Consider the following 18,031-nt stretch of genomic DNA (forward strand, 5'->3'; position numbering starts at 1 on the left):
CGGGCTTTTTTATGCCCTTAATCTGCTGCCATCTTCCTCCTTGCCTAATGGCTACCGCGCTTTAATGTTATTTTTCTTTCATAATTAACTTTCACAATAAAATATTTATCTTTCAAACTGTGATCTATTTAAAACAAATCAATCCATAAAGTGATTAGTGTAAGGCCCATGGCGACAGAGCCGCCGTTCGCTCCAGGCCATACCTTCCATCTCAGGAGAACAATAATGATTGAGCTAATCACCCACGGCGCCGAATGGTTTATCGGCCTGTTTCAGAAAGGCGGTGAAGTGTTTGTCGGCATGGTGACCGGCATTTTACCTTTGTTAATCAGCCTGTTGGTTATTATGAACGCGCTGATCAAATTTGTTGGCCAGGAACGTATAGAACGCTTGGCGCAGCGCTGTGCGGGGAACCCGGTTTCACGCTATCTGCTGCTGCCGCTGATCGGCACCTTTGTGTTTTGCAACCCGATGACCCTCAGCCTCGGTCGCTTTATGCCCGAGAAATACAAACCCAGCTACTACGCGGCGGCGTCCTACAGCTGCCACTCGATGAATGGCCTGTTCCCACATATCAACCCCGGCGAACTGTTCGTTTACCTCGGGATCGCCAGTGGACTAACTACCCTCGGCCTGCCGCTGGGGCCGCTGGCGGTGAGCTATTTCCTGGTCGGGCTGTTTACCAACTTTTTCCGCGGTTGGGTAACCGATCTCACCACCAGCCTGTTCGAACGCAAGATGGGCATCCGCCTGGACCGTCAGGTACAACTTTAATCCGTGGAGTACAGCATGAGTGCTTATATCCGTATTGAGAAAGGCGCCAGCGGCTGGGGTGGCCCGTTGCAGTTACCGATCGAGCCGGGAAAAAAAGTGGTGTACATCACTGCCGGTACCCGTCCGTCAATCGTCGATCGACTTAGTGAACTGACCGGCTGGCCGGCCGTCGACGGCTTTAAGGAGGGCGAACCGCCAGCCGATGAAATTGGCGTCATGGTGATCGACTGTGGCGGCACCCTGCGCTGCGGCCTGTACCCTAAACGCCGTATTCCAACGGTCAATATCCACGCTACCGGCCAGTCCGGACCGCTGGCGAAATTTATCCTCGAGGATATTTACGTCTCCGGGGTACGCGATAGCAACATCAGCCGGGTGGAATCGGCAACGGAAACAGCACAAGCAGCCCCCGCCCCGCAACCCAAGGGACGGGATTACGACACCAGTAAAAAGATCACCGAACAGAGCGACGGCCTGTTGGCGAAAGTCGGCATGGGCATGGGATCGGTAGTGGCAGTGTTCTTCCAGTCTGGCCGCGACACCATCGACACGGTACTGAAAACCATTCTGCCGTTTATGGCGTTTGTCTCGGCGCTGATCGGCATCATCATGGCCTCCGGCCTGGGGGATTTCATCGCCCACGGCCTGACGCCATTGGCCAGCAGCCCGATTGGCCTGGTGACGCTGGCGCTGATTTGTTCTTTCCCACTGCTGTCGCCATTCCTCGGCCCTGGCGCGGTGATCGCCCAGGTGATTGGGGTGCTGGTCGGGGTGCAAATCGGTCTGGGTCATATCCCACCCCAACTGGCGCTGCCCGCCCTGTTCGCGATTAACGCGCAGGCCGCCTGTGACTTTATTCCGGTAGGTCTGTCATTGGCAGAAGCCAAGCAGGACACGGTGCGGGTCGGTGTCCCTTCGGTCTTGGTCGGGCGTTTCCTGACCGGCGCACCTACGGTGCTGATCGCCTGGGCCGCCTCGGCTTTCATCTACCAATAACTTTTACTTACTGCCAGGGGCTAGCTATGAACACCATTTTCCAAACCACCATCACCCAAATTGGCGACAGTGCCCGCGATGCATTGCTGGACGACATGCTGATCACCTTCCGTGAGGGGGCACCGGCAGACATCGAAGAGTTTTGCTTCATCCACCGGCACGGCAATACCCTCGGCGAGCTGCAGACCGGCGGCTGGATGGAGCTGGCGGAGCAGCGTTATCCGATTACCGCCGTTGGCGAGGTCGCCAACCAAAATCTGCGTGAACTGGGCCACCTTACCGTGCGTTTTGACGGGGAAAATCAGGCCGAATTCCCCGGTTCTATCCACGTTGCCGGTACCACGCCGGTTGATATCCCGTTAGGCAGTACGCTGAAATTTATCGCATAAGGAGTAGACCATGTCTGAAGTAGCTGTAGTGATTGGCGGAGGCCAAACATTAGGTGCATTTTTGTGCCTGGGACTGGCGCAGGCGGGTTACCGCGTAGCGGTAGCCGATTTAAACGCGGATAACGCCCGACAGGTGGCGCAGCAGATTAACGACCAATACGGCGCAGGCTGCGCACAGGGTTTCCAGGCCGATGCCACCAATGAGCAGAGCGTCATTGCCCTGGCGGCAGCGGTGGATAGCCAATTTGGCCAGGCCAATCTGCTGGTGTACAGCGCCGGTATCGCCAAGGCCGCGCCGATCACCGATTTTCCACTAGGGGATTTCGATCGCTCGCTGCAGGTCAATCTGGTGGGCTATTTCCTCTGCGCCCGCGAGTTTTCCCGCCTGATGATCCGCGACGGCGTTGCCGGGCGCATCATTCAGATCAACTCCAAATCCGGCAAGGTCGGAAGTAAGCACAATTCGGGTTACAGCGCCGCCAAGTTCGGCGGTGTCGGGCTGACCCAGTCACTGGCGCTCGATCTGGCGGAATACGGCATTACCGTGCATTCGCTGATGCTTGGTAACCTGCTGAAGTCGCCCATGTTCCAGTCACTGCTGCCGCAGTACGCGCAAAAACTGGGGATTGCGCCGGATGAAGTTGAAAAATATTACACCGACAAGGTGCCGCTGAAACGCGGTTGTGATTACCAGGACGTGCTGAATACCCTGCTGTTTTACGCCAGCGATAAAGCGTCTTATTGCACGGGCCAGTCGATTAACATCACCGGCGGTCAGGTAATGTTCTGATTGGGTTACGCCTCCCTCTCCGTCTGGAGAGGGAAAATAAACAGGAAACACTATGACCCAGGCATTGATCATCTTCGCCGTACTGGCCTGGCTGCTGCAAATCGCGCTCGGTTGGTGGCAGCTCCAGCGTTTCAACCGTGCCTTCGACGGCCTGTGCCAACTGGGCCGCGTCGGTGTCGGACGTTCTGGCGGGCGCTTTCGGCCACGAGTGGTGCTGGCTTTGGCCTTCGATACCGAACAACGGGTCTGCGGCAGCATGTTGATGCGCGGCCTGACCATTTTTGCCCAGCCTCGGTCGATCGCCCGGCTGCATGGCCTGCACCAGCGGGATCTGCGCCCGGATGTGATCTTCCCCGAGGATCACGCATGTCAGACTGCACTATCGTTAGCGATTGCCCCTAAATCATGATATTTTCACATTAAAAGACATTACCTTTCATATTGAATTATTCATTAAAGGGAAATGCTCAACTCTTGTGAACAGGACGGGCTATGAAACCAAAGCAGCGACAGGCCGCTATCCTTGAATATCTGCAGCGACATGGCAAAACGGCAGTGGATGCCCTGGCGGCACATTTCGCCACCACCGGCACTACCATTCGTAAAGATCTCACCCTGCTGGAAGACGAAGGCGAGGTGATCCGCACCTACGGCGGCGTGGTGCTCAGCCGCGACGATGGCGACCAGCCCATCGACCGCAAAACCCACATCAATACCGAAAAGAAACGCCAAATCGCCTACGCCGCCATTAAGCTGATCAACGACGGCGACTCGCTGATTTTCGATGCCGGAAGCACGGTGCTGCAAATGGTGCCGCATCTGGCGCAGTTCAATAACATCACGGTGATGACCAACAGCCTACACATCGTTAATGCGCTGGTGGAGCTGGATAACGACCAGACCATCCTGATGCCCGGCGGCACTTACCGCAAAAAATCGGCGTCCTTCCACGGCAGCCTGGCCGAATCAGCTTTCCAGCAATTCAGCTTCGACAAGCTGTTTATCGGTGCGGACGGCGTGGATCTTAACGCCGGTGTCACCACCTTTAACGAAGTGCATAACGTCAGCAAGGCGATGTGCGAAGCCGCCAGCCGTATTATCCTGCTGGTGGATTCGTCAAAATTTGGCCGCAAAAGCCCGAACGTGGTCTGCGACCTGAGCGCCGTAGACACGCTGATCACCGATAAAAACATCAACCCGGATTACCTCGCCGCGCTACAAGCGAAAGGGATCAATATCATTCTGGTAGGAGATTTTGATGAGTAACGCCGCTGCCCTGCTGGCCTTTGCCCGCGAAACGCTGGAAATTGAGTTGACCGAAGCACAACGCCTGCTGGCACGACTGGACGACAACTTCGTCTGCGCCTGCGAACTGCTGCTGAACTGTCGCGGCAAGGCGGTGATTTCCGGCATCGGTAAATCCGGTCATATTGGTAAAAAAATTGCCGCCTCGCTGGCCAGTACCGGCACCCCGTCTTTCTTCGTCCACCCGGCGGAGGCACTGCACGGCGATCTCGGTATGATCGGTGCCGACGACGTGGTGGTGTTTATCTCCTACTCCGGCCGCGCCAAAGAACTGGATCTGATCCTGCCGCTACTGGCGGAGAATAATATCCCGGTGATCGCTATTACCGGTGGCAAAGAGTCACCACTGGCACAGGCAGCGGCCTGCATGCTGGACATCAGCGTTGAGCGTGAGGCTTGCCCGATGGGGCTGGCACCGACCTCCAGTGCGGTCAATACGCTGATGATGGGCGACGCACTGGCAATGGCGCTGATGCGCCAACGCGGTTTCAACGCCGAAGACTTTGCCCGCTCGCATCCGGGCGGCAGCCTGGGCGCACGCCTGCTGAACCGGGTACATCACCTGATGCGCACCGGCGATCGCCTGCCGCAGGTCAGTGAAAATGCCAACGTGATGGAAGCGATGCTCGAACTGAGTCGCACCGGGCTGGGGTTAGTGCCGGTGTGTGACGCACAGCAGAAAGTAGTGGGGGTGTTTACCGACGGCGACCTGCGTCGCTGGCTGGTGAAAGGCAATAGCCTGCAGGATGCATTAAGCCCGGCGATCACCCGGCCCGGCTACCGTTTGCCGGAACAATGGCGCGCCGGAGAAGCACTGGAAGCATTGCACGAACAGCACATTAGCGCCGCGCCGGTGGTCAACCTGGATGGCGTACTGGTGGGCGCGATCAACCTGCACGACCTGCATCAGGCCGGTATCGGCTGACCGCATTAACTAATGCTTGCCCGTTTGTACCCTCTCCTTTGGGAGAGGGTTAGGGTGAGGGGATTCGTACGACGCTAAAGCCCACTTATTTCCAGTCCGGATTATTCTCAAACTGTTGTTTCAGCAGCGCCTTCATGTCCTCATCCGGCTTGCCCAGCCATTGGTATTTGGCGTATTTCTTCGGGTGATCAACCGCTTCCGGTTTGTTCGCCACTTCAACGCGCACCGCCCAGGCCTGCGACTTGTCTTCTTTAAACGCCACCATCATAAAGTTGTTGGCACAGTCGTGGGGCTTGCACACATTGCCCACCAAATAATCCTGGCCCTTCCAGCTCAGGCTTTGCGCCGGGGTTGAAGTCCCTACCCCTTTGCGTGCCCAGCCCGGCAAACGGGCCTGCCCCTTCACCATGTTCTGCCAACTGGTCTGATAGCCCGGCTGCTGGATCACGTCCGAAGTGGTGACAATCTGTTGGGCGAGGCTGCCCACGCTGAAGCTGAGTAACGCGCCGAAGATGGCGCCGCGAAGTGCGTTTTGTCCTGTCATGCCCTTCTCCCTTGATTGAATTCGATCGCACCCGGCCAAAACCGGGCCTGAATCTAGTCAGACCACAGCACGGCTAAAAAGTTGACTCACCACCAGGCGTGAAAATGGTGCACCGGCCCAATGCCGTGCCCCACTTCCAGCGTATCGGCCTGCTGCAAGGCTTTTTGCAGATAATCCTTGGCGACAGCGACCGTACTTGCCCAGTCGTCGTGGCGCGGACGCAGCGCGGCCAATGCAGCAGACAGCGTGCAGCCGGTGCCGTGCGTATGGCGGGTCGCTACGCGGGGTGCAGTAAAGCGTTGCTCCTGCCCCACACTGAACAGCCAGTCCGGGCTTTCACTTTCGCTGAGATGGCCGCCCTTCATCAGTACCGCCTGGCAGCCCATCGCCAACAGTGCCCGCCCCTGTTCACGCATCTGGCTTTCGTTTTCCGCCGGGGCACATTCCAGCAGGGCCGCCGCTTCCGGCAGGTTCGGCGTGATGATCGACACCAGCGGCAACAGTTCGCGGCGAATCGACTCCACCGCCTCCGGTGCCAGCAAAGGATCACCGCTTTTCGCCAGCATCACCGTATCCAGCACCACAAACGACGGCTGATAGTGACGTAAACGCTCCGCCACCGCCTGCACAATGTCGACGTTGGCCAGCATGCCAATCTTGGTGCTGTCGATACGCAGATCGCTGAACACGGAATCAAGTTGAGCGGCGACAAAAGCCGGCTCGATGTTATACACCGACTGCACGCCGCGGGTGTTTTGTGCCACCAGCGCGGTGATCACGGAGGCGCCATAGGCCCCTAGCGCAGAGAAAGCTTTCAGGTCGGCCTGGATACCGGCCCCCCCGCTCGGATCGGTCCCGGCGATGGTCAACGCGTTAATCCGTTTCATTGCAGATCCTCCGGACGCAGTTGGTAAAGAGCATCGAGAAATGCCGGGGTGAAACTGCCCGGCCCAGCCGCGCCACGCGTCGCCCGCTCACCGCAAAGTGACATCACCCGACAGGCGGTGGCTACGTTGTCCAGCCGATCGCCCGGCAGGCTGCAGAATGCCGCCACCACGGCCGAAAGCGCACAACCGGTGCCCACCACTCGCGTCATCAGCACGTCCCCTCCGGCGACCGCCCAGTCACGCTGGCCGTCGGTGATGTAATCCACCACGCCGGTCACTGCCACTATCGCCCCGCTGAGCCGCGCCAGTTCGCGCGCCGCCGGTAACGCCGCCAGTGAATCGTCAGCGCTGTCGACGCCGCGCCCACTCGCCTGCAGGCCACTCAGCGCCATAATTTCAGAAGCATTACCGCGGATTGCCGCCGGCTTTTCGCCCAGCAAACGTTGGGCAAAGGCGGTGCGATACGCCAGCCCACCGACGGCGACCGGATCCAGCGTCCAGGGAGTGCCTGCCGCATTGGCGGCCTCTACCGCTGCCAGCATGGATTCGGCCCGCGAGGCATTGAGGGTGCCAATATTGACCAGCAAAGCATCTGCCAGCCGGCTGAACTGCGCCGCTTCGGTTGGTTCCACCACCATCGCAGGGGAAGCGCCGAGCGCCAGCAACACGTTAGCCGTCAGTTCCTGCACCACTTCGTTGGTCAGGCAATGAATCAAGGGGGATTGGCGTTTAAATTGGATCAAACAAGCCGCGGCGTGAGCGCCGGGTAAAGCATCAGGTCGAGCGAACATATTCCTCCCAACCGGCGTTCAAGAAGGCGGGTACCGGTGGGGGCACCGAGACTTCCCTACGCTGGCATAATCCAGATCAGGTAATACGGGTAAAATCTCAGCCCCTAGAGGCACCCCGAGTCAAGACGGCCATTATTGGGGTTGCCGCCGGTGAGGTCAATCGCGCTATAGTGTCAAAAAATAAAAAGGAGCCACCATGCAAATAAGAAAATACCAGGAGGCCGACCGTCCGTTCCTGCGCACCCTGTATCTGGCATCACGCAAAGCGGCGTTCCCCTGGCGTGATACCACAGATTACCGACTGGAAGATTTCGATCGCTCGACGCTGGGCGAGGATATTTGGGTGGCGGAAGAAAACGGCAAGCGACTGGGGTTCGTCTCGATTTATCGTCAGGATAACTTTATTCACAATCTGTATATCGACCCTCAGCTGCCGCCCCTGGGCGTCGGTAGCGCCCTGCTGCAGGCGGCGGAGCAAACCTTCACTGCCACCGGCTCGCTGAAATGCCTGGTCAAGAATGAGAAGGCGCTGGCCTTTTACCACAAACACGGGTGGCGGACGATCGCCACCGGCAATGACGGCGCGGAAGACTATTACCTGATGCACTCGCCGACCAAGTAAGGGCACGGCATGCTGTACCGTGCCCATCCATAGTCCCCAAATCAGGCGGCAGAAACCGCCGGGGTCAATTTGCCGCGTGCGCGGATATTTCTAACCAGCAGCCCCGACACGATTATCCCGGCACAGGCAAACATGCCCATCAGGCCGAAGACAATCTTGTAGCCGGTTAGTCCGGGGAAGGCATCGAGAATATGGCCGTACAGGCTGAAGCAAAACATCGCCGGGGCATAGCCGATAAAACTACCCAACGCCATCGCCGCACCGGTGTGTTCCTCATCAATCCCCGCCTCACCGATCGGTGCGAAGAACACTGCACGTTGGGTAAAGACTACCGCACCAAATCCCAGCGTACAGGCCATGCCCAGATAGACCGGCATTTGCTCATGCGGCAACAGGATCAATAATGCCAGCGCAATGGCGCTGATAATAAAGGTGTAGAATAAATATTTGCTGGGGGATTTTAATACTTTGTCCGCAATCAACCCGCCAATAGGTCCACCCACCATTTTTAGGCAATACTGATTAATGATCCCGTAGGCCCCAACCAGTGCAATCGGTAATGCATAGACATGGCTCAGGAAAGGAATAAAGAACGTCAGCCCACAATACACCGCGTAAACACAGAAAACGCTGAAGGCAATCAGCCAGACCGTTTTATTTTTTAATACGCTGCTCATGCCCGGTTTTTTATCAACCGGCAATGCGCTTTTCGATGGTATTTTCTCCTCCGGGCTTTCCTTCATCACCAACAGAATAATAATCCCTACGATAATGGCGATCGCTGAATAAAACAGTATCCCAACTTTGAAACCAAGGTAGCCGCTGCCAAAAGCGGTAAACAACGCCAGTGCGGAAAACGCCACCACGGTATCCACCACGCCACGCCCGGTTTCGAAAAAGCCGAACAGCCGCCCCTGCTGGGTATTATCCCCCAGCATACTCACCGATTTGAGCAGTACCGGCCAGTTCAGCATATCGCAGGTGACGCCAAACAGGGCCCAGACAAACAGAATGCCCCAGTAACCCGGCATGCTGGACAGGTAAATACCGAGTAAACCGGTAGCGATCAGTGAAAACGACATGGTAAAACGGCGCGGCAGACGATCGGAAAAATAAATCGATAAGAAGAAGCCAATAGTGGTCACAATCGAGTTGACCGACATGGCGTTACCAATTTCTCCGTTACTCAGGTGGAAATATTCTTGCATCGGCACATAAAAAGCATCCTTAAGGGAGGGCAATTTATATATTGTCCCACCACATAAGACCAACAAGCTAAATAGCGCCCATCTTTTTTTAGTCAGCATCATTCCCTCACAGCCAATAGATAATTAAGCGGTGTTGTGACCTCGGTGATGGGACGAGCACACCTCCACATCAGCGAGAATAGGTAATTTATAAATTTCGTTATTATATTATGCCGGGGTTAGCAGTTCCCGGGCTTGCTGCGTCAAACTGTTAATAATGGTGCGAACATGGTGGATTTGATTTAAAGCATCCTGAGACTCTTTTTTTAGTCGTTCTTCCAACCCTTGCTCCGGTAACGCGGTTTCACTCATTTCGCGCCATGGGATAGGCGGGTTATCGCCCTCATCGGTGAAACGAAACGGCGGCGCGTAATAATCCACTTCTTCTTCCAGCCCATAAGCGGTGACCTGCGGCCGCTCGTCGCCCAAACAAATTAGCCCCAACAACAGTTCGCGGAAGGGTAAGTCCCCCTGCCCGGAAATACAGGCACGGTGCCCCATGCCCTTCTTCTCACGCACAATCAGCGCATCCTTGATATGCACCTGAGTGATTTCCCCGGCCATTATCGCCAATGCCGACAGTGGATCTTCGTTGGCGTTAATCATGTTGGCGAAATCGAACAACAGGGAAAGTTGAGGAAACTCCGCCGCCCGAACCAGGCTAACCAGTTCATGGCTCTTGAGATCTTCGTGCTGTTCCAGTGTAAAACTCAGGCCCGAGTGCTGGTAACGCTGCTTGATATACTGAATATCGGCCGCGATACGCGTCAACACCTCCTGCAATGGCCCCTGATAGCGCGGATAAAAGCGCACCGAACTGGCACCGGATTTAAGGGCAATATTCACCGCCTGATCGATGGTCTGCGAGTCGGAGGCGCTGGTTTCGATATGAATATCCAGCCCATAGCGCTGCGCCTGCGCACCAAAGTTGCGCAGGCGGGCATCATCGGCGTGGCAAAGCGCCTGACTTTCCCCATCCAATACATGCACTTTCACACCGCGCAGCTGCTGCTGATGGGCAATAATCAGCAGATCCTCAGGCAGGATTTTCTCCATGCGCATATTGAGATGAAAGGCGTAGGCATGCAGATAAAGGGGCAAATTCTGCGCCCGCAGAAGGACTTTCTCCGCCGTTAAGCGATCCATGGTGTTCACCTATAAGTTAATGAAAAAATCCACCGACTCGAAGCGCCAGTATTCGATATCCACCTGTACGATACGGCGTTGGGCATCGGCACGATGCTTCTCTACCAGAATCGACGGCGTGCTGGCGTTGCCGCCCATCACCTTGCAGGCATCGCCGGATAATCGGGTAGGTTTAAAGGCCAAATGACGGGTACCAGTCGGGGTGCCGTAGGCGTGTTCCCACACTTCGGCAAATGAGTTTTCACCCAGACGTTTGATAAAATCGGGAGCCACCAGCGGATTGATATAGGTTTCGTGATAAAACACGATGTGATTATCCAGTGCCCCCCAGCCACAGATCTGGTAGATCTCTGCCCCTTCACTCACCTGCAGTAAATCGCCAATAGCCGCCGGTGCCGTCAAGACCCGCTCCTTGGTCATATAGCCCCAGGAAGGAAAGCGCCCCTGCTCGATGGCCGCCTGTTTGAAGCTGGTAGACGAGTTGGGGTTGTAGTTAAACCGCGGCAATGCCGCAAACCAGCCCCGGCGATCCTTGCGGAATATTCTCGACTCGCTTTCCAGGAACAGCAACGCCTGACGTAGCGTCATGCGCTTAATGTTCAGCAATTCCCCCAGTTCTCGCTCCGAAGGAAGCTTGTCACCGGGGGCTATCGCGCCCTGACTCAGCCAATCATTAAGCCTTTGCTTGGCCAGTTCAACGGTGGAGTTGTTTTCCATAGCTCACTCAATTGGTTTAAACCAGATTGCACAACAGTATCGCGGTGAATTATGACAAACAATGGGGGTACTGAATTTTATATGTGACTCCTGTCCCAGAACCGAAAGGATGCCGGTTAATCCATCCTGTCTGAGGCTGGCATCGCACGCAGCGTCAGCCCCCAGAACAACAGGGCGATCAGGCTGACACCCGCACCCAGCCAGCACACGCCAGACCAGCCCGCCAGGGCAAATACGTGGGTGCTGGCAAAGGCACCCAGCCCACTGCCCACCGCGTAAAACAGCATATAGCAGCCAACTAACCGGCTGTGGGCCTGCGGATGTGCGCTGAAAATCAGGCTCTGATTCAGCACATGAATGGCCTGCCCCGCCAGATCGAGCAGCACTATGCCCATAATCAACCATCCCAGCCCGTAACTCAGCATGCCGAGTGGTAACCAGGCCAACACCAGCAACAGCAAGCAAACCCCACTCGCCACCTGCCCCAAACCGCGATCGGCCAGGTGTCCAGCCCGTACCGCCGCCAGTGCACCCACCGCCCCCACCAAACCAAAGGCACCAATCACCGAATGTGAAAAATTAAACGGCGCCTGACTGAGTGGCAGAACCAGTGCACTCCAGAAAATGCTGAAAGCCGCAAACATCAGCAGCGCCAGCATGCCGCGGATCTGCAGCGTGCGATCGCGCCACAGCAACGTCAGCATTGATCGCAACAGCGCCGGATAACTGAGTGTTGAAGGCGCTGTTTGGGGGACGGGCAACAGACGCGCAAGCACCGGCAACAGGAGCAGAGTTACCGCCGCAGAGAAAAAGTAAACCGCGCGCCAGCCGCCGATATCCGCCATTGCGCCGGAAAGCGTGCGCGCCAATAACAACCCCAGCACCACACCGCCTTGCGCAGCGCCCACTACCCGTCCCCGCTCATGCGGCGCTGCCAATGTAGCGGCGAAGGCGACCAATCCCTGGGTCATGGCGGTACCCAGTAACCCCACCAGCAGCATGCCGACCAGTAATAGCAGGCTGCTGTTCGCCCAACCGACCACACAAAGTGCGGTAATCAGCAGCAGTTGCTGAACCGCCAGCAGCCGGTGACGATTAACCCGATCGCCCAACGGCACCACCAGCAACAATGCCAATGCGCAGCCTAACTGAGTGACGGTGATCACCATGCCCACCGACGCCAGGCTGATATGAAAATCCTGAGCAATGGCGTCCAGTAAAGGTTGAGCGTAATACACATTCGCCACGCTAAAGGCACTGGCCCCCGCCAGCAATAACACCAGCGACGCAGGCAGGCGACTCAGCGCTCCGCCCTGCGCGGCACAAATCGGATCCAGCGTTTTATCACTCATCGTTCGCTCCAAAGTGGTTTCATTATTAAACCCAATGAACTTTACGCACGGAGGTTTTATAATGCAACCAGATATCGCTACAGGAATGGAAAGCCATGAAACGTAAAAGTCTGGAAGATGCACTGTGCCCGGTGGCACGTACGCTGGATGTGATTGGTGACTGGTGGTCGCTGCTGATTGTGCGCGACGCCTTCGACGGCGTGCGCCGCTTCAGTGAGTTTCAAAAGGGGCTGGGGATGGCGAAGAATATCCTCTCTACCCGGCTACGTACCCTGGTGGCGCACGGCATTTTGGAGATTGCCCCCGCTTCGGACGGCAGTGCCTATCAGGAATATATTCTCACCGACAAGGGGCGCGCCCTGTTCCCGGTTATCGTCGGCCTGCGCCAGTGGGGGGAGGATTATCTGTTTGACGCACAAGAGGCAAGATCAACGCTGGTAGAAAGCGACACCCGCCAACCGATCCCACGTATGACGCCGACCGGCAGCACCGGGCAGGTTCTTACGCCGCTGAATACTTTGGTGGTGAAGGTCGACGGGGCCTGACGGATCCTTGGACGGGTGCATGCTGGGCTATTAGTGGCCGAAAAGCAGCTCGGTGTATTTCTTGGAAACGGCGCCGGTGCGTTTACCGCCTTCGCCGTAGTAGCGATCCTCGCGGCACAGTCGCTCTTTGACATCGCAGAAAATGCCATTGGCAAAGGTGAATTCGGTCGGGTCGAAGTCACCTTGCGAAGACAGTTTGCTGGCGACTTTCTTGCCGAGATACTTTTCGGTCAATGGGCGGGAAATGCCATCGGTACCATTCGCACAAACATAACGGTCGCACAACACGCCTGATGCCGGTGACTTGAGGGATGAGTTTTGCTTCGCCTGTGCAGGCATCACGGATGCGGCAAGCAGCAGGGTCAGTGAGAACGAAAGTGCTATTTTATTCAATGAGTCAGCCTCGTTTAATGGCAGAGCGCCCGTTATTTGGAGCACTATACTGCCATGAAAAACAGGCCTTTGACGATGTGCAATTTTAAGCAATCTTCGCAATGCCCCCCGGGTGATGTATAGTCCGCGTTTTACGGGGACACCATGCCAACTCAATCATCCATTCGCCTGAATAAATACATTAGCGACAGCGGTATCTGTTCCCGCCGTCAGGCCGATCGCTATATCAAACTGGGTAAGGTTTTTATCAACGATAACCTGGCCGAGGTGGGTGCGCCGGTATTTATTGGGGATGTTGTGAGTGTTAACGGGCAACGGATAGAGCCGCGTAATGATGCAGATTTGGTGCTGATCGCGCTGAATAAGCCTGTGGGCATCATCACCAGCATGGGCAAACACGTGCCGAACAACATCGGTGATTTCGTTAACCACAGCCAGCGCACCTTCCCCGTCGGCCGCCTGGATAAAGATTCTCAGGGGCTGATTTTTCTGACCAACCGCGGTGAACTGGTCAATAAGATCCTGCGCGCCGGCAATAATCACCAAAAAGAGTACCTGGTCACCGTCGACAAACCGCTGACCGATGAGTTCATTCAGGGCATGGGGGCGGGCGTGCCGATATTAGGCAAAGTGACCCATAAATGTCAGGTGGAGCAAGAAGCTCCGCAGGTGTTTCGCATTACGCTGGTGCAGGGACTTAACCGCCAAATCCGCCGCATGTGTAAATACTTCGGTTATCAAGTCACCCGACTTGAGCGCGTGCGCATCATGAACATCAGTCTGGAAGGGTTAGCGCTGGGCGAATGGCGGGACTTGAGCGAGGATGAACGAACCGCGTTATTTAAACTGCTTGAGCACTCTTCGTCTGAGGACCCAGACCTGCCGCAAAGAATCGAGATACCGCCAGGCAACAATAATCTGTTGCCCAACGATACCCCGTTATAACAAAACCGAATTTATCAAGAAATCAGAATGACCATCGGATGTTGGCATTAACGGCATTAACCTGGGTATCAGAACCGTATTGCCCCTGATAGCCGAGATCCAGGCTAGTGGATCGCGACAGCTTCACGCTCACCCCAACGTCCGCCACCATCAGGTTGTCATCGACCGCGGTGCCCTGCGTGGTAAACGCATCGCTGCCGGCAAAGGCCATACGTGAAGAGGTGGTTTTATCACCGTAGGCATGTTGCCAACCCAATGAGCCGTAAAGACTGACGTTCTGCGGCAGTTCAACCGTACCGCGCACGCCCAACGTGGAATAGAAGGTATTCATCGTTTCATTGCGTACGCTAAGCGCTGCGGCACCGCCATTTTCCTGGAAATTATCGGTATGCAGGCGGATGTAGCTCAGATTGACAAAGGGCTCAACGTTCGCGTCCGTCTGCCCAAAACGGTAGCCCGCTTCGGTGAACGCCAGCAGCGAATCGGCATCATAGTCTGCCTTAAGCCGATCCGAGTAATTACCGAAATTAACGTTGCGCTCATTTTCCAACCGGTGCCAGGTGTAACCCAACGCGCCACGTAACGAGAAGGCGCCTTGCTGCCCTGCGGCATACAGACCGAGGTGATAATTATCGCTGTCGGACTTGGAGCGGCGGCTATCGACATCATAATCACCGCGGCTATAACCAAAATATCCCCCAACGCGAACACTGCTATCCGCTAATTTATGGTCTCCCCCCAGCAGGAAACCGCTGGTGTTGCCATCGAGTTTTCCGACGTTGTCGTTACCGCTGTTTCTTGCCCATGAGCCAAACGTCTGCCCCCACACGCCACTGTTTTCGGCCTGCGCCGGTTGAACCAGCGTCATCGCCAATGGCGGAATGGGCAACGTATCGTTATCAAAAGCGCGCAACATACGCTGATTGAGCACATTGAACAGCATGGTGCTGCCGGCAATCAGGTTAGATTGCATGGAGGGATAGACCTCACCAGAAAGCTGATTGAACGCCTCGCGTGCCTCCGGCGCACTCAATAACAACAGTGAGTTGTACAGGGCCAATGAAGGGCCGCCTTGCGCCAGAGTCGAGAGCGCACCCGCGGTATTCCATTGGTTGTCGGTTTGTGTCACCGTCTGGAAAATACCTGGTTTACCGCTGCCTTCTCCCGGATTCTCGCCGCCTGGGTTCTCACCACCCGGATTTTCACCGCCTGGGTTCTCACCACCCGGATTTTCGCCGCCCGGATTCTCACCACCCGGATTTTCACCGCCGCCTTTCTGCGCAATCGTCAAATCCACGGCGTTAGCATCGTGTTTAAGCGCAACATCCAGGAACGCAGATTTTGAGACCGCTTCGGCGAACTGCCCGTCAATTCCCCCTTCCGAGGTTAAAATACGATAGCTTTGGCCGGTCTGATAGCTGGTTTGCGGGTCCAGCGCAGTCACCTGTACCTTCGCTTGATCGCTGATGGTGGTTTTACCCGTAACCACCAGTTTGTCACTACTGCCATCACCGGCGATATCGACGTCGTAGAAAGATTCACCAATGAAATTCAGATAGCGTTTCAGCGTCAGAGTGCCAATATTTCCGTCGCCGGGTGAAATATGACCACCGGACTGAATCTCTGTCTGACCTAAAGTGCCATTGCCGCCCAGCGTGCCGCCGGATTTGATTGACGCAGCACTGCTGTAACCCAGACCATTGCTGACGTCAGAACCGGCTGTCGCATTAAGAATCAACGTACCGCCATTCTCGGCACTCAGGGTCTGCACGTCGAAAGGACTGTCTTCTGGCTGCGTATTAATATCGCTGTTAATGATGATTTTACCGCCACGGGCGGTTACGTTCGCCTTAAGCTGGGTAAGATCCCCGCTCAGCGTCGTCTGCCCAGCGGTGTTGATCACCTCACCTTCGCCAACCATCTTATTGCGGAAATCGTAGTTGTCGGAGGTATGGTTAAAGTACACATAGCTACCGAATAACCCACCGCGCAGATTGACCACCGTTTGGGCATCGAGAGTACCCGCGCCGCCCGCCGCACCGAGCGTGGGTTCAGTCAGGCCGGTACCGGTATCCATGTTGCCGCGGCTGCCGATGATTAGCGCGCCCCTGTTCGAACCGGAACCGGTATCGCCCAACCGCAGCTCGTTAGCCCCGGCGGAGAATGTTCCGCCGTCCACCACCGATAACACGCCGTTGCCATAATCTCCCACGTTGACGCTGCCGGCACTGGTAAAGCGCGAACCTTCACCAGCGATATAAAGCTCGGCAGTTTTGCGCGAGCCAGAAACGCCGGCAATTTCCGCGCTGCCGACGTTAACCACGCCGCCATTGAGCACGTCCACATCGCCGTTGGCCGTGAGCATTTGGCTGATGTTCCACTGCGAGTTTTTACCCGTCACCGTGGCTTTGGGATTCAGCTTGTCGGCCTCATCAGGCTTGAATCCGCTGTCTATTCTGGCGGCGGCCGTGGTTGTCACCACCCCACCATCTTCAATCAACAAGGTGGAACGCGCACCCTGCCCAAAACCGATGCCAAGCCTGTCGCTGGTAACCCTGGAACCGGCACCTTTAACATTCAAATGGCTGTCGTAACCTCCGGTAGTGCCGACGATAATTTCTTTCGCACTGGCCAGCCCGCCATCTTCAACCCGCAATGTCCCCTGGCCGAGGTTTAAACTGCCACGCAGAACATTTTGATCGTTTATGGCACTCAATACCGCATTAGGTCCTCTGACCGTGACCAGGCTTTCATAAATTTTGCCATCTGAGCGGGTGCCGATATTGATGTTATAGCCGCCGACCTGGCCATTATCTATCAACAGGTTTCCACTTTGATTGCGACCGACGTAAACATTCCCGCTGTAGGCTAACGGTTCTGTCACTTTGGATTCACCATCGAATATAACATCGGCGGCCCGAGCCATATCGGCAGACCCCATCAATAGCAATGGCGCGGAAAAAAGTGCGAGGTAAATTTTGGAAAGCGGTTTTCTTACCGCTAAATGATGCGATATTTTATCTTTCATGTTTTCTCTCCGGCCTAATTAACTTAGTGCCATCAAAATTATTATTTATATGAAAAATTCAATGTATTAGAGGGTATAGAGTGCGTAATGCCGCAAACACAAACTGATTGCCATCGAGACGCAAGCTTATTGCCCCCCAGCGCTAACGCCTCGATGCCAAACTTATTGGGCTTGCGGATCAATACTGATTTCCCCCTCGGCTCACGCCCACAGGAGATTATTTATGCGTGACAACCGGGGTACAGCTCGGGGCGGTCAGCGATGGCGCAGATCCTAAAAACCCTGGCATCATCATCGAAGAGCAGTCGAAAATTCGCCCTTTTTCAGTGGTGGCGCGGTAAGTGAGTTTTTGTCCACCCAGTGCGTCGGGCTGGGCGCCGTTAACATTGGTCACGGTAATTTCGTCTGATGAGCCCAGACCCAGCATTTTAGCCGTTTCCGCCTGCAGCAAAGGTATTGCCTGATCGGTTTTCAACGTTGAACAACCGGCGACCAGTAAAGTAACGGCCAGAGCGATAAATGGTTTCTTCATAAATTATCCTTTTCAACCAAACAGATCCAAATGCTGAATGGCTCTATGTTTTACCTTATCCAAATCCCCGCATAATATATTTCTCTTTCCTAAACGAAAAAAC

At 55.6% G+C, this 18,031-nt stretch carries 20 protein-coding genes and 1 riboswitch; of the genes, 10 read left to right on the forward strand and 10 right to left on the reverse strand.

All coding sequences use genetic code 11. From position 1 onward, the window contains the following. Positions 1-225: 225 nt before the first annotated feature. The 7 genes from srlA to gutQ all read left to right on the forward strand — a co-directional run bounded on the left by srlA (position 226) and on the right by gutQ (position 5,179). Positions 226-774: a PTS glucitol/sorbitol transporter subunit IIC gene (gene srlA, locus F8R23_RS17925; RefSeq protein WP_004941528.1), complete on the forward strand. Its 549-nt coding sequence runs from the start codon at positions 226-228 to the stop codon at positions 772-774. 15 nt (positions 775-789) lie between these two features. Further along, positions 790-1,770 carry a PTS glucitol/sorbitol transporter subunit IIB gene (srlE, locus tag F8R23_RS17930; RefSeq protein WP_129936420.1) on the forward strand — a complete coding sequence of 327 codons (981 nt, stop codon included), beginning with the start codon at positions 790-792 and terminating at the stop codon, positions 1,768-1,770. Between the two features lie 26 nt (positions 1,771-1,796). Further along, complete coding sequence (gene srlB, locus F8R23_RS17935; protein WP_129936421.1) at positions 1,797-2,159, forward strand: PTS glucitol/sorbitol transporter subunit IIA; 363 nt, start codon at positions 1,797-1,799, stop codon at positions 2,157-2,159. Positions 2,160-2,169: 10 nt separating this feature from the next. Further along, entirely contained in the window at positions 2,170-2,949 is a 780-nt protein-coding gene (srlD, locus tag F8R23_RS17940; protein ID WP_099062628.1) for a sorbitol-6-phosphate dehydrogenase, read from the forward strand. Positions 2,950-3,001: 52 nt separating this feature from the next. Further along, positions 3,002-3,358 carry a transcriptional regulator GutM gene (gutM, locus tag F8R23_RS17945; RefSeq protein WP_129936422.1) on the forward strand — a complete coding sequence of 119 codons (357 nt, stop codon included), beginning with the start codon at positions 3,002-3,004 and terminating at the stop codon, positions 3,356-3,358. A gap of 83 nt (positions 3,359-3,441) precedes the next feature. Next, entirely contained in the window at positions 3,442-4,215 is a 774-nt protein-coding gene (srlR, locus tag F8R23_RS17950) for a glucitol operon DNA-binding transcriptional repressor SrlR (protein ID WP_099062630.1), read from the forward strand. Then, entirely contained in the window at positions 4,208-5,179 is a 972-nt protein-coding gene (gene gutQ / locus F8R23_RS17955; RefSeq protein WP_112348647.1) for an arabinose-5-phosphate isomerase GutQ, read from the forward strand. Before srlR ends, gutQ begins: the two co-directional genes overlap by 8 nt. 85 nt (positions 5,180-5,264) lie before the next feature. Here gutQ and F8R23_RS17960 read toward each other — a convergent pair whose 3' ends face one another. The 3 genes from F8R23_RS17960 to thiM form a co-directional block, all read right to left on the reverse strand. Then, positions 5,265-5,723, reverse strand: coding sequence for an inhibitor of vertebrate lysozyme family protein (locus F8R23_RS17960; protein WP_112348646.1), 459 nt, complete (start codon positions 5,721-5,723; stop codon positions 5,265-5,267). Between the two features lie 86 nt (positions 5,724-5,809). After that, the gene (gene thiD, locus F8R23_RS17965) at positions 5,810-6,610 is read right to left on the reverse strand and encodes a bifunctional hydroxymethylpyrimidine kinase/phosphomethylpyrimidine kinase (protein ID WP_129938983.1); all 801 of its coding nucleotides are present in this window, start codon (positions 6,608-6,610) and stop codon (positions 5,810-5,812) included. Beyond that, positions 6,607-7,401, reverse strand: coding sequence for a hydroxyethylthiazole kinase (gene thiM, locus F8R23_RS17970; protein ID WP_151415865.1), 795 nt, complete (start codon positions 7,399-7,401; stop codon positions 6,607-6,609). Before thiM ends, thiD begins: the two co-directional genes overlap by 4 nt. Positions 7,402-7,437: 36 nt before the next feature. Then, positions 7,438-7,529, reverse strand: a riboswitch (TPP riboswitch). Between the two features lie 68 nt (positions 7,530-7,597). On the opposite strand from thiM, the gene F8R23_RS17975 reads away from it, so the two are divergent. Next, positions 7,598-8,023, forward strand: coding sequence for a GNAT family N-acetyltransferase (locus F8R23_RS17975; RefSeq protein WP_151415866.1), 426 nt, complete (start codon positions 7,598-7,600; stop codon positions 8,021-8,023). 41 nt (positions 8,024-8,064) lie between these two features. Here the strand turns inward: F8R23_RS17975 and F8R23_RS17980 are convergent, their stop codons facing one another. The 4 genes from F8R23_RS17980 to F8R23_RS17995 all read right to left on the reverse strand — a co-directional run bounded on the left by F8R23_RS17980 (position 8,065) and on the right by F8R23_RS17995 (position 12,485). Next, positions 8,065-9,330, reverse strand: a complete 1,266-nt coding sequence (locus F8R23_RS17980) for an MFS transporter (RefSeq protein WP_129936435.1) — start codon at positions 9,328-9,330, stop codon at positions 8,065-8,067. A gap of 108 nt (positions 9,331-9,438) precedes the next feature. After that, positions 9,439-10,416 carry a sugar phosphate isomerase/epimerase family protein gene (locus tag F8R23_RS17985; RefSeq protein ID WP_129938981.1) on the reverse strand — a complete coding sequence of 326 codons (978 nt, stop codon included), beginning with the start codon at positions 10,414-10,416 and terminating at the stop codon, positions 9,439-9,441. 9 nt (positions 10,417-10,425) lie between these two features. Continuing rightward, the gene (locus tag F8R23_RS17990; protein ID WP_129936427.1) at positions 10,426-11,133 is read right to left on the reverse strand and encodes a GntR family transcriptional regulator; all 708 of its coding nucleotides are present in this window, start codon (positions 11,131-11,133) and stop codon (positions 10,426-10,428) included. 116 nt (positions 11,134-11,249) lie between these two features. Next, the gene (locus F8R23_RS17995; RefSeq protein ID WP_129936428.1) at positions 11,250-12,485 is read right to left on the reverse strand and encodes an MFS transporter; all 1,236 of its coding nucleotides are present in this window, start codon (positions 12,483-12,485) and stop codon (positions 11,250-11,252) included. A gap of 95 nt (positions 12,486-12,580) precedes the next feature. On the opposite strand from F8R23_RS17995, the gene F8R23_RS18000 reads away from it, so the two are divergent. Then, on the forward strand, positions 12,581-13,030 hold the full coding sequence (locus F8R23_RS18000) for a winged helix-turn-helix transcriptional regulator (RefSeq protein WP_129936429.1): 450 nt from the start codon (positions 12,581-12,583) through the stop codon (positions 13,028-13,030). A gap of 30 nt (positions 13,031-13,060) precedes the next feature. Here the strand turns inward: F8R23_RS18000 and F8R23_RS18005 are convergent, their stop codons facing one another. Further along, positions 13,061-13,369: a YcgJ family protein gene (locus F8R23_RS18005; RefSeq protein WP_129936436.1), complete on the reverse strand. Its 309-nt coding sequence runs from the start codon at positions 13,367-13,369 to the stop codon at positions 13,061-13,063. Between the two features lie 198 nt (positions 13,370-13,567). Between F8R23_RS18005 and rluF the strand changes: the two genes are divergently transcribed. Further along, positions 13,568-14,368, forward strand: a complete 801-nt coding sequence (gene rluF / locus F8R23_RS18010) for a 23S rRNA pseudouridine(2604) synthase RluF (protein ID WP_151415867.1) — start codon at positions 13,568-13,570, stop codon at positions 14,366-14,368. Positions 14,369-14,390: 22 nt separating this feature from the next. Here the strand turns inward: rluF and F8R23_RS18015 are convergent, their stop codons facing one another. Together F8R23_RS18015 and F8R23_RS18020 are read right to left on the reverse strand one after the other, a co-directional pair. After that, on the reverse strand, positions 14,391-17,396 hold the full coding sequence (locus F8R23_RS18015; protein ID WP_151415868.1) for an autotransporter outer membrane beta-barrel domain-containing protein: 3,006 nt from the start codon (positions 17,394-17,396) through the stop codon (positions 14,391-14,393). A gap of 217 nt (positions 17,397-17,613) precedes the next feature. Then, complete coding sequence (locus F8R23_RS18020; protein WP_012146296.1) at positions 17,614-17,928, reverse strand: lipoprotein; 315 nt, start codon at positions 17,926-17,928, stop codon at positions 17,614-17,616. Positions 17,929-18,031: the final 103 nt, after the last annotated feature.

Source organism: Serratia proteamaculans (assembly GCF_008830365.1).
GTDB lineage: Bacteria > Pseudomonadota > Gammaproteobacteria > Enterobacterales > Enterobacteriaceae > Serratia > Serratia proteamaculans.

Coding starts and splice junctions, on each gene's coding strand:
- gutQ (WP_112348647.1), top strand. CDS start 4,208: ATGAGTAACGCCGCTGCCCTGCTGGCCTTTGCCCGCGAAACGCTGGAA.
- F8R23_RS18020 (WP_012146296.1), bottom strand. CDS start 17,928: ATGAAGAAACCATTTATCGCTCTGGCCGTTACTTTACTGGTCGCCGGT.
- srlA (WP_004941528.1), top strand. CDS start 226: ATGATTGAGCTAATCACCCACGGCGCCGAATGGTTTATCGGCCTGTTT.
- F8R23_RS18015 (WP_151415868.1), bottom strand. CDS start 17,396: ATGAAAGATAAAATATCGCATCATTTAGCGGTAAGAAAACCGCTTTCC.
- F8R23_RS17980 (WP_129936435.1), bottom strand. CDS start 9,330: ATGCTGACTAAAAAAAGATGGGCGCTATTTAGCTTGTTGGTCTTATGT.
- srlR (WP_099062630.1), top strand. CDS start 3,442: ATGAAACCAAAGCAGCGACAGGCCGCTATCCTTGAATATCTGCAGCGA.
- F8R23_RS18005 (WP_129936436.1), bottom strand. CDS start 13,369: ATGCCTGCACAGGCGAAGCAAAACTCATCCCTCAAGTCACCGGCATCA.
- thiD (WP_129938983.1), bottom strand. CDS start 6,610: ATGAAACGGATTAACGCGTTGACCATCGCCGGGACCGATCCGAGCGGG.
- srlE (WP_129936420.1), top strand. CDS start 790: ATGAGTGCTTATATCCGTATTGAGAAAGGCGCCAGCGGCTGGGGTGGC.
- gutM (WP_129936422.1), top strand. CDS start 3,002: ATGACCCAGGCATTGATCATCTTCGCCGTACTGGCCTGGCTGCTGCAA.
- F8R23_RS17975 (WP_151415866.1), top strand. CDS start 7,598: ATGCAAATAAGAAAATACCAGGAGGCCGACCGTCCGTTCCTGCGCACC.
- F8R23_RS17960 (WP_112348646.1), bottom strand. CDS start 5,723: ATGACAGGACAAAACGCACTTCGCGGCGCCATCTTCGGCGCGTTACTC.
- rluF (WP_151415867.1), top strand. CDS start 13,568: ATGCCAACTCAATCATCCATTCGCCTGAATAAATACATTAGCGACAGC.
- srlD (WP_099062628.1), top strand. CDS start 2,170: ATGTCTGAAGTAGCTGTAGTGATTGGCGGAGGCCAAACATTAGGTGCA.
- F8R23_RS18000 (WP_129936429.1), top strand. CDS start 12,581: ATGAAACGTAAAAGTCTGGAAGATGCACTGTGCCCGGTGGCACGTACG.
- srlB (WP_129936421.1), top strand. CDS start 1,797: ATGAACACCATTTTCCAAACCACCATCACCCAAATTGGCGACAGTGCC.
- F8R23_RS17985 (WP_129938981.1), bottom strand. CDS start 10,416: ATGGATCGCTTAACGGCGGAGAAAGTCCTTCTGCGGGCGCAGAATTTG.
- F8R23_RS17990 (WP_129936427.1), bottom strand. CDS start 11,133: ATGGAAAACAACTCCACCGTTGAACTGGCCAAGCAAAGGCTTAATGAT.
- thiM (WP_151415865.1), bottom strand. CDS start 7,401: ATGTTCGCTCGACCTGATGCTTTACCCGGCGCTCACGCCGCGGCTTGT.
- F8R23_RS17995 (WP_129936428.1), bottom strand. CDS start 12,485: ATGAGTGATAAAACGCTGGATCCGATTTGTGCCGCGCAGGGCGGAGCG.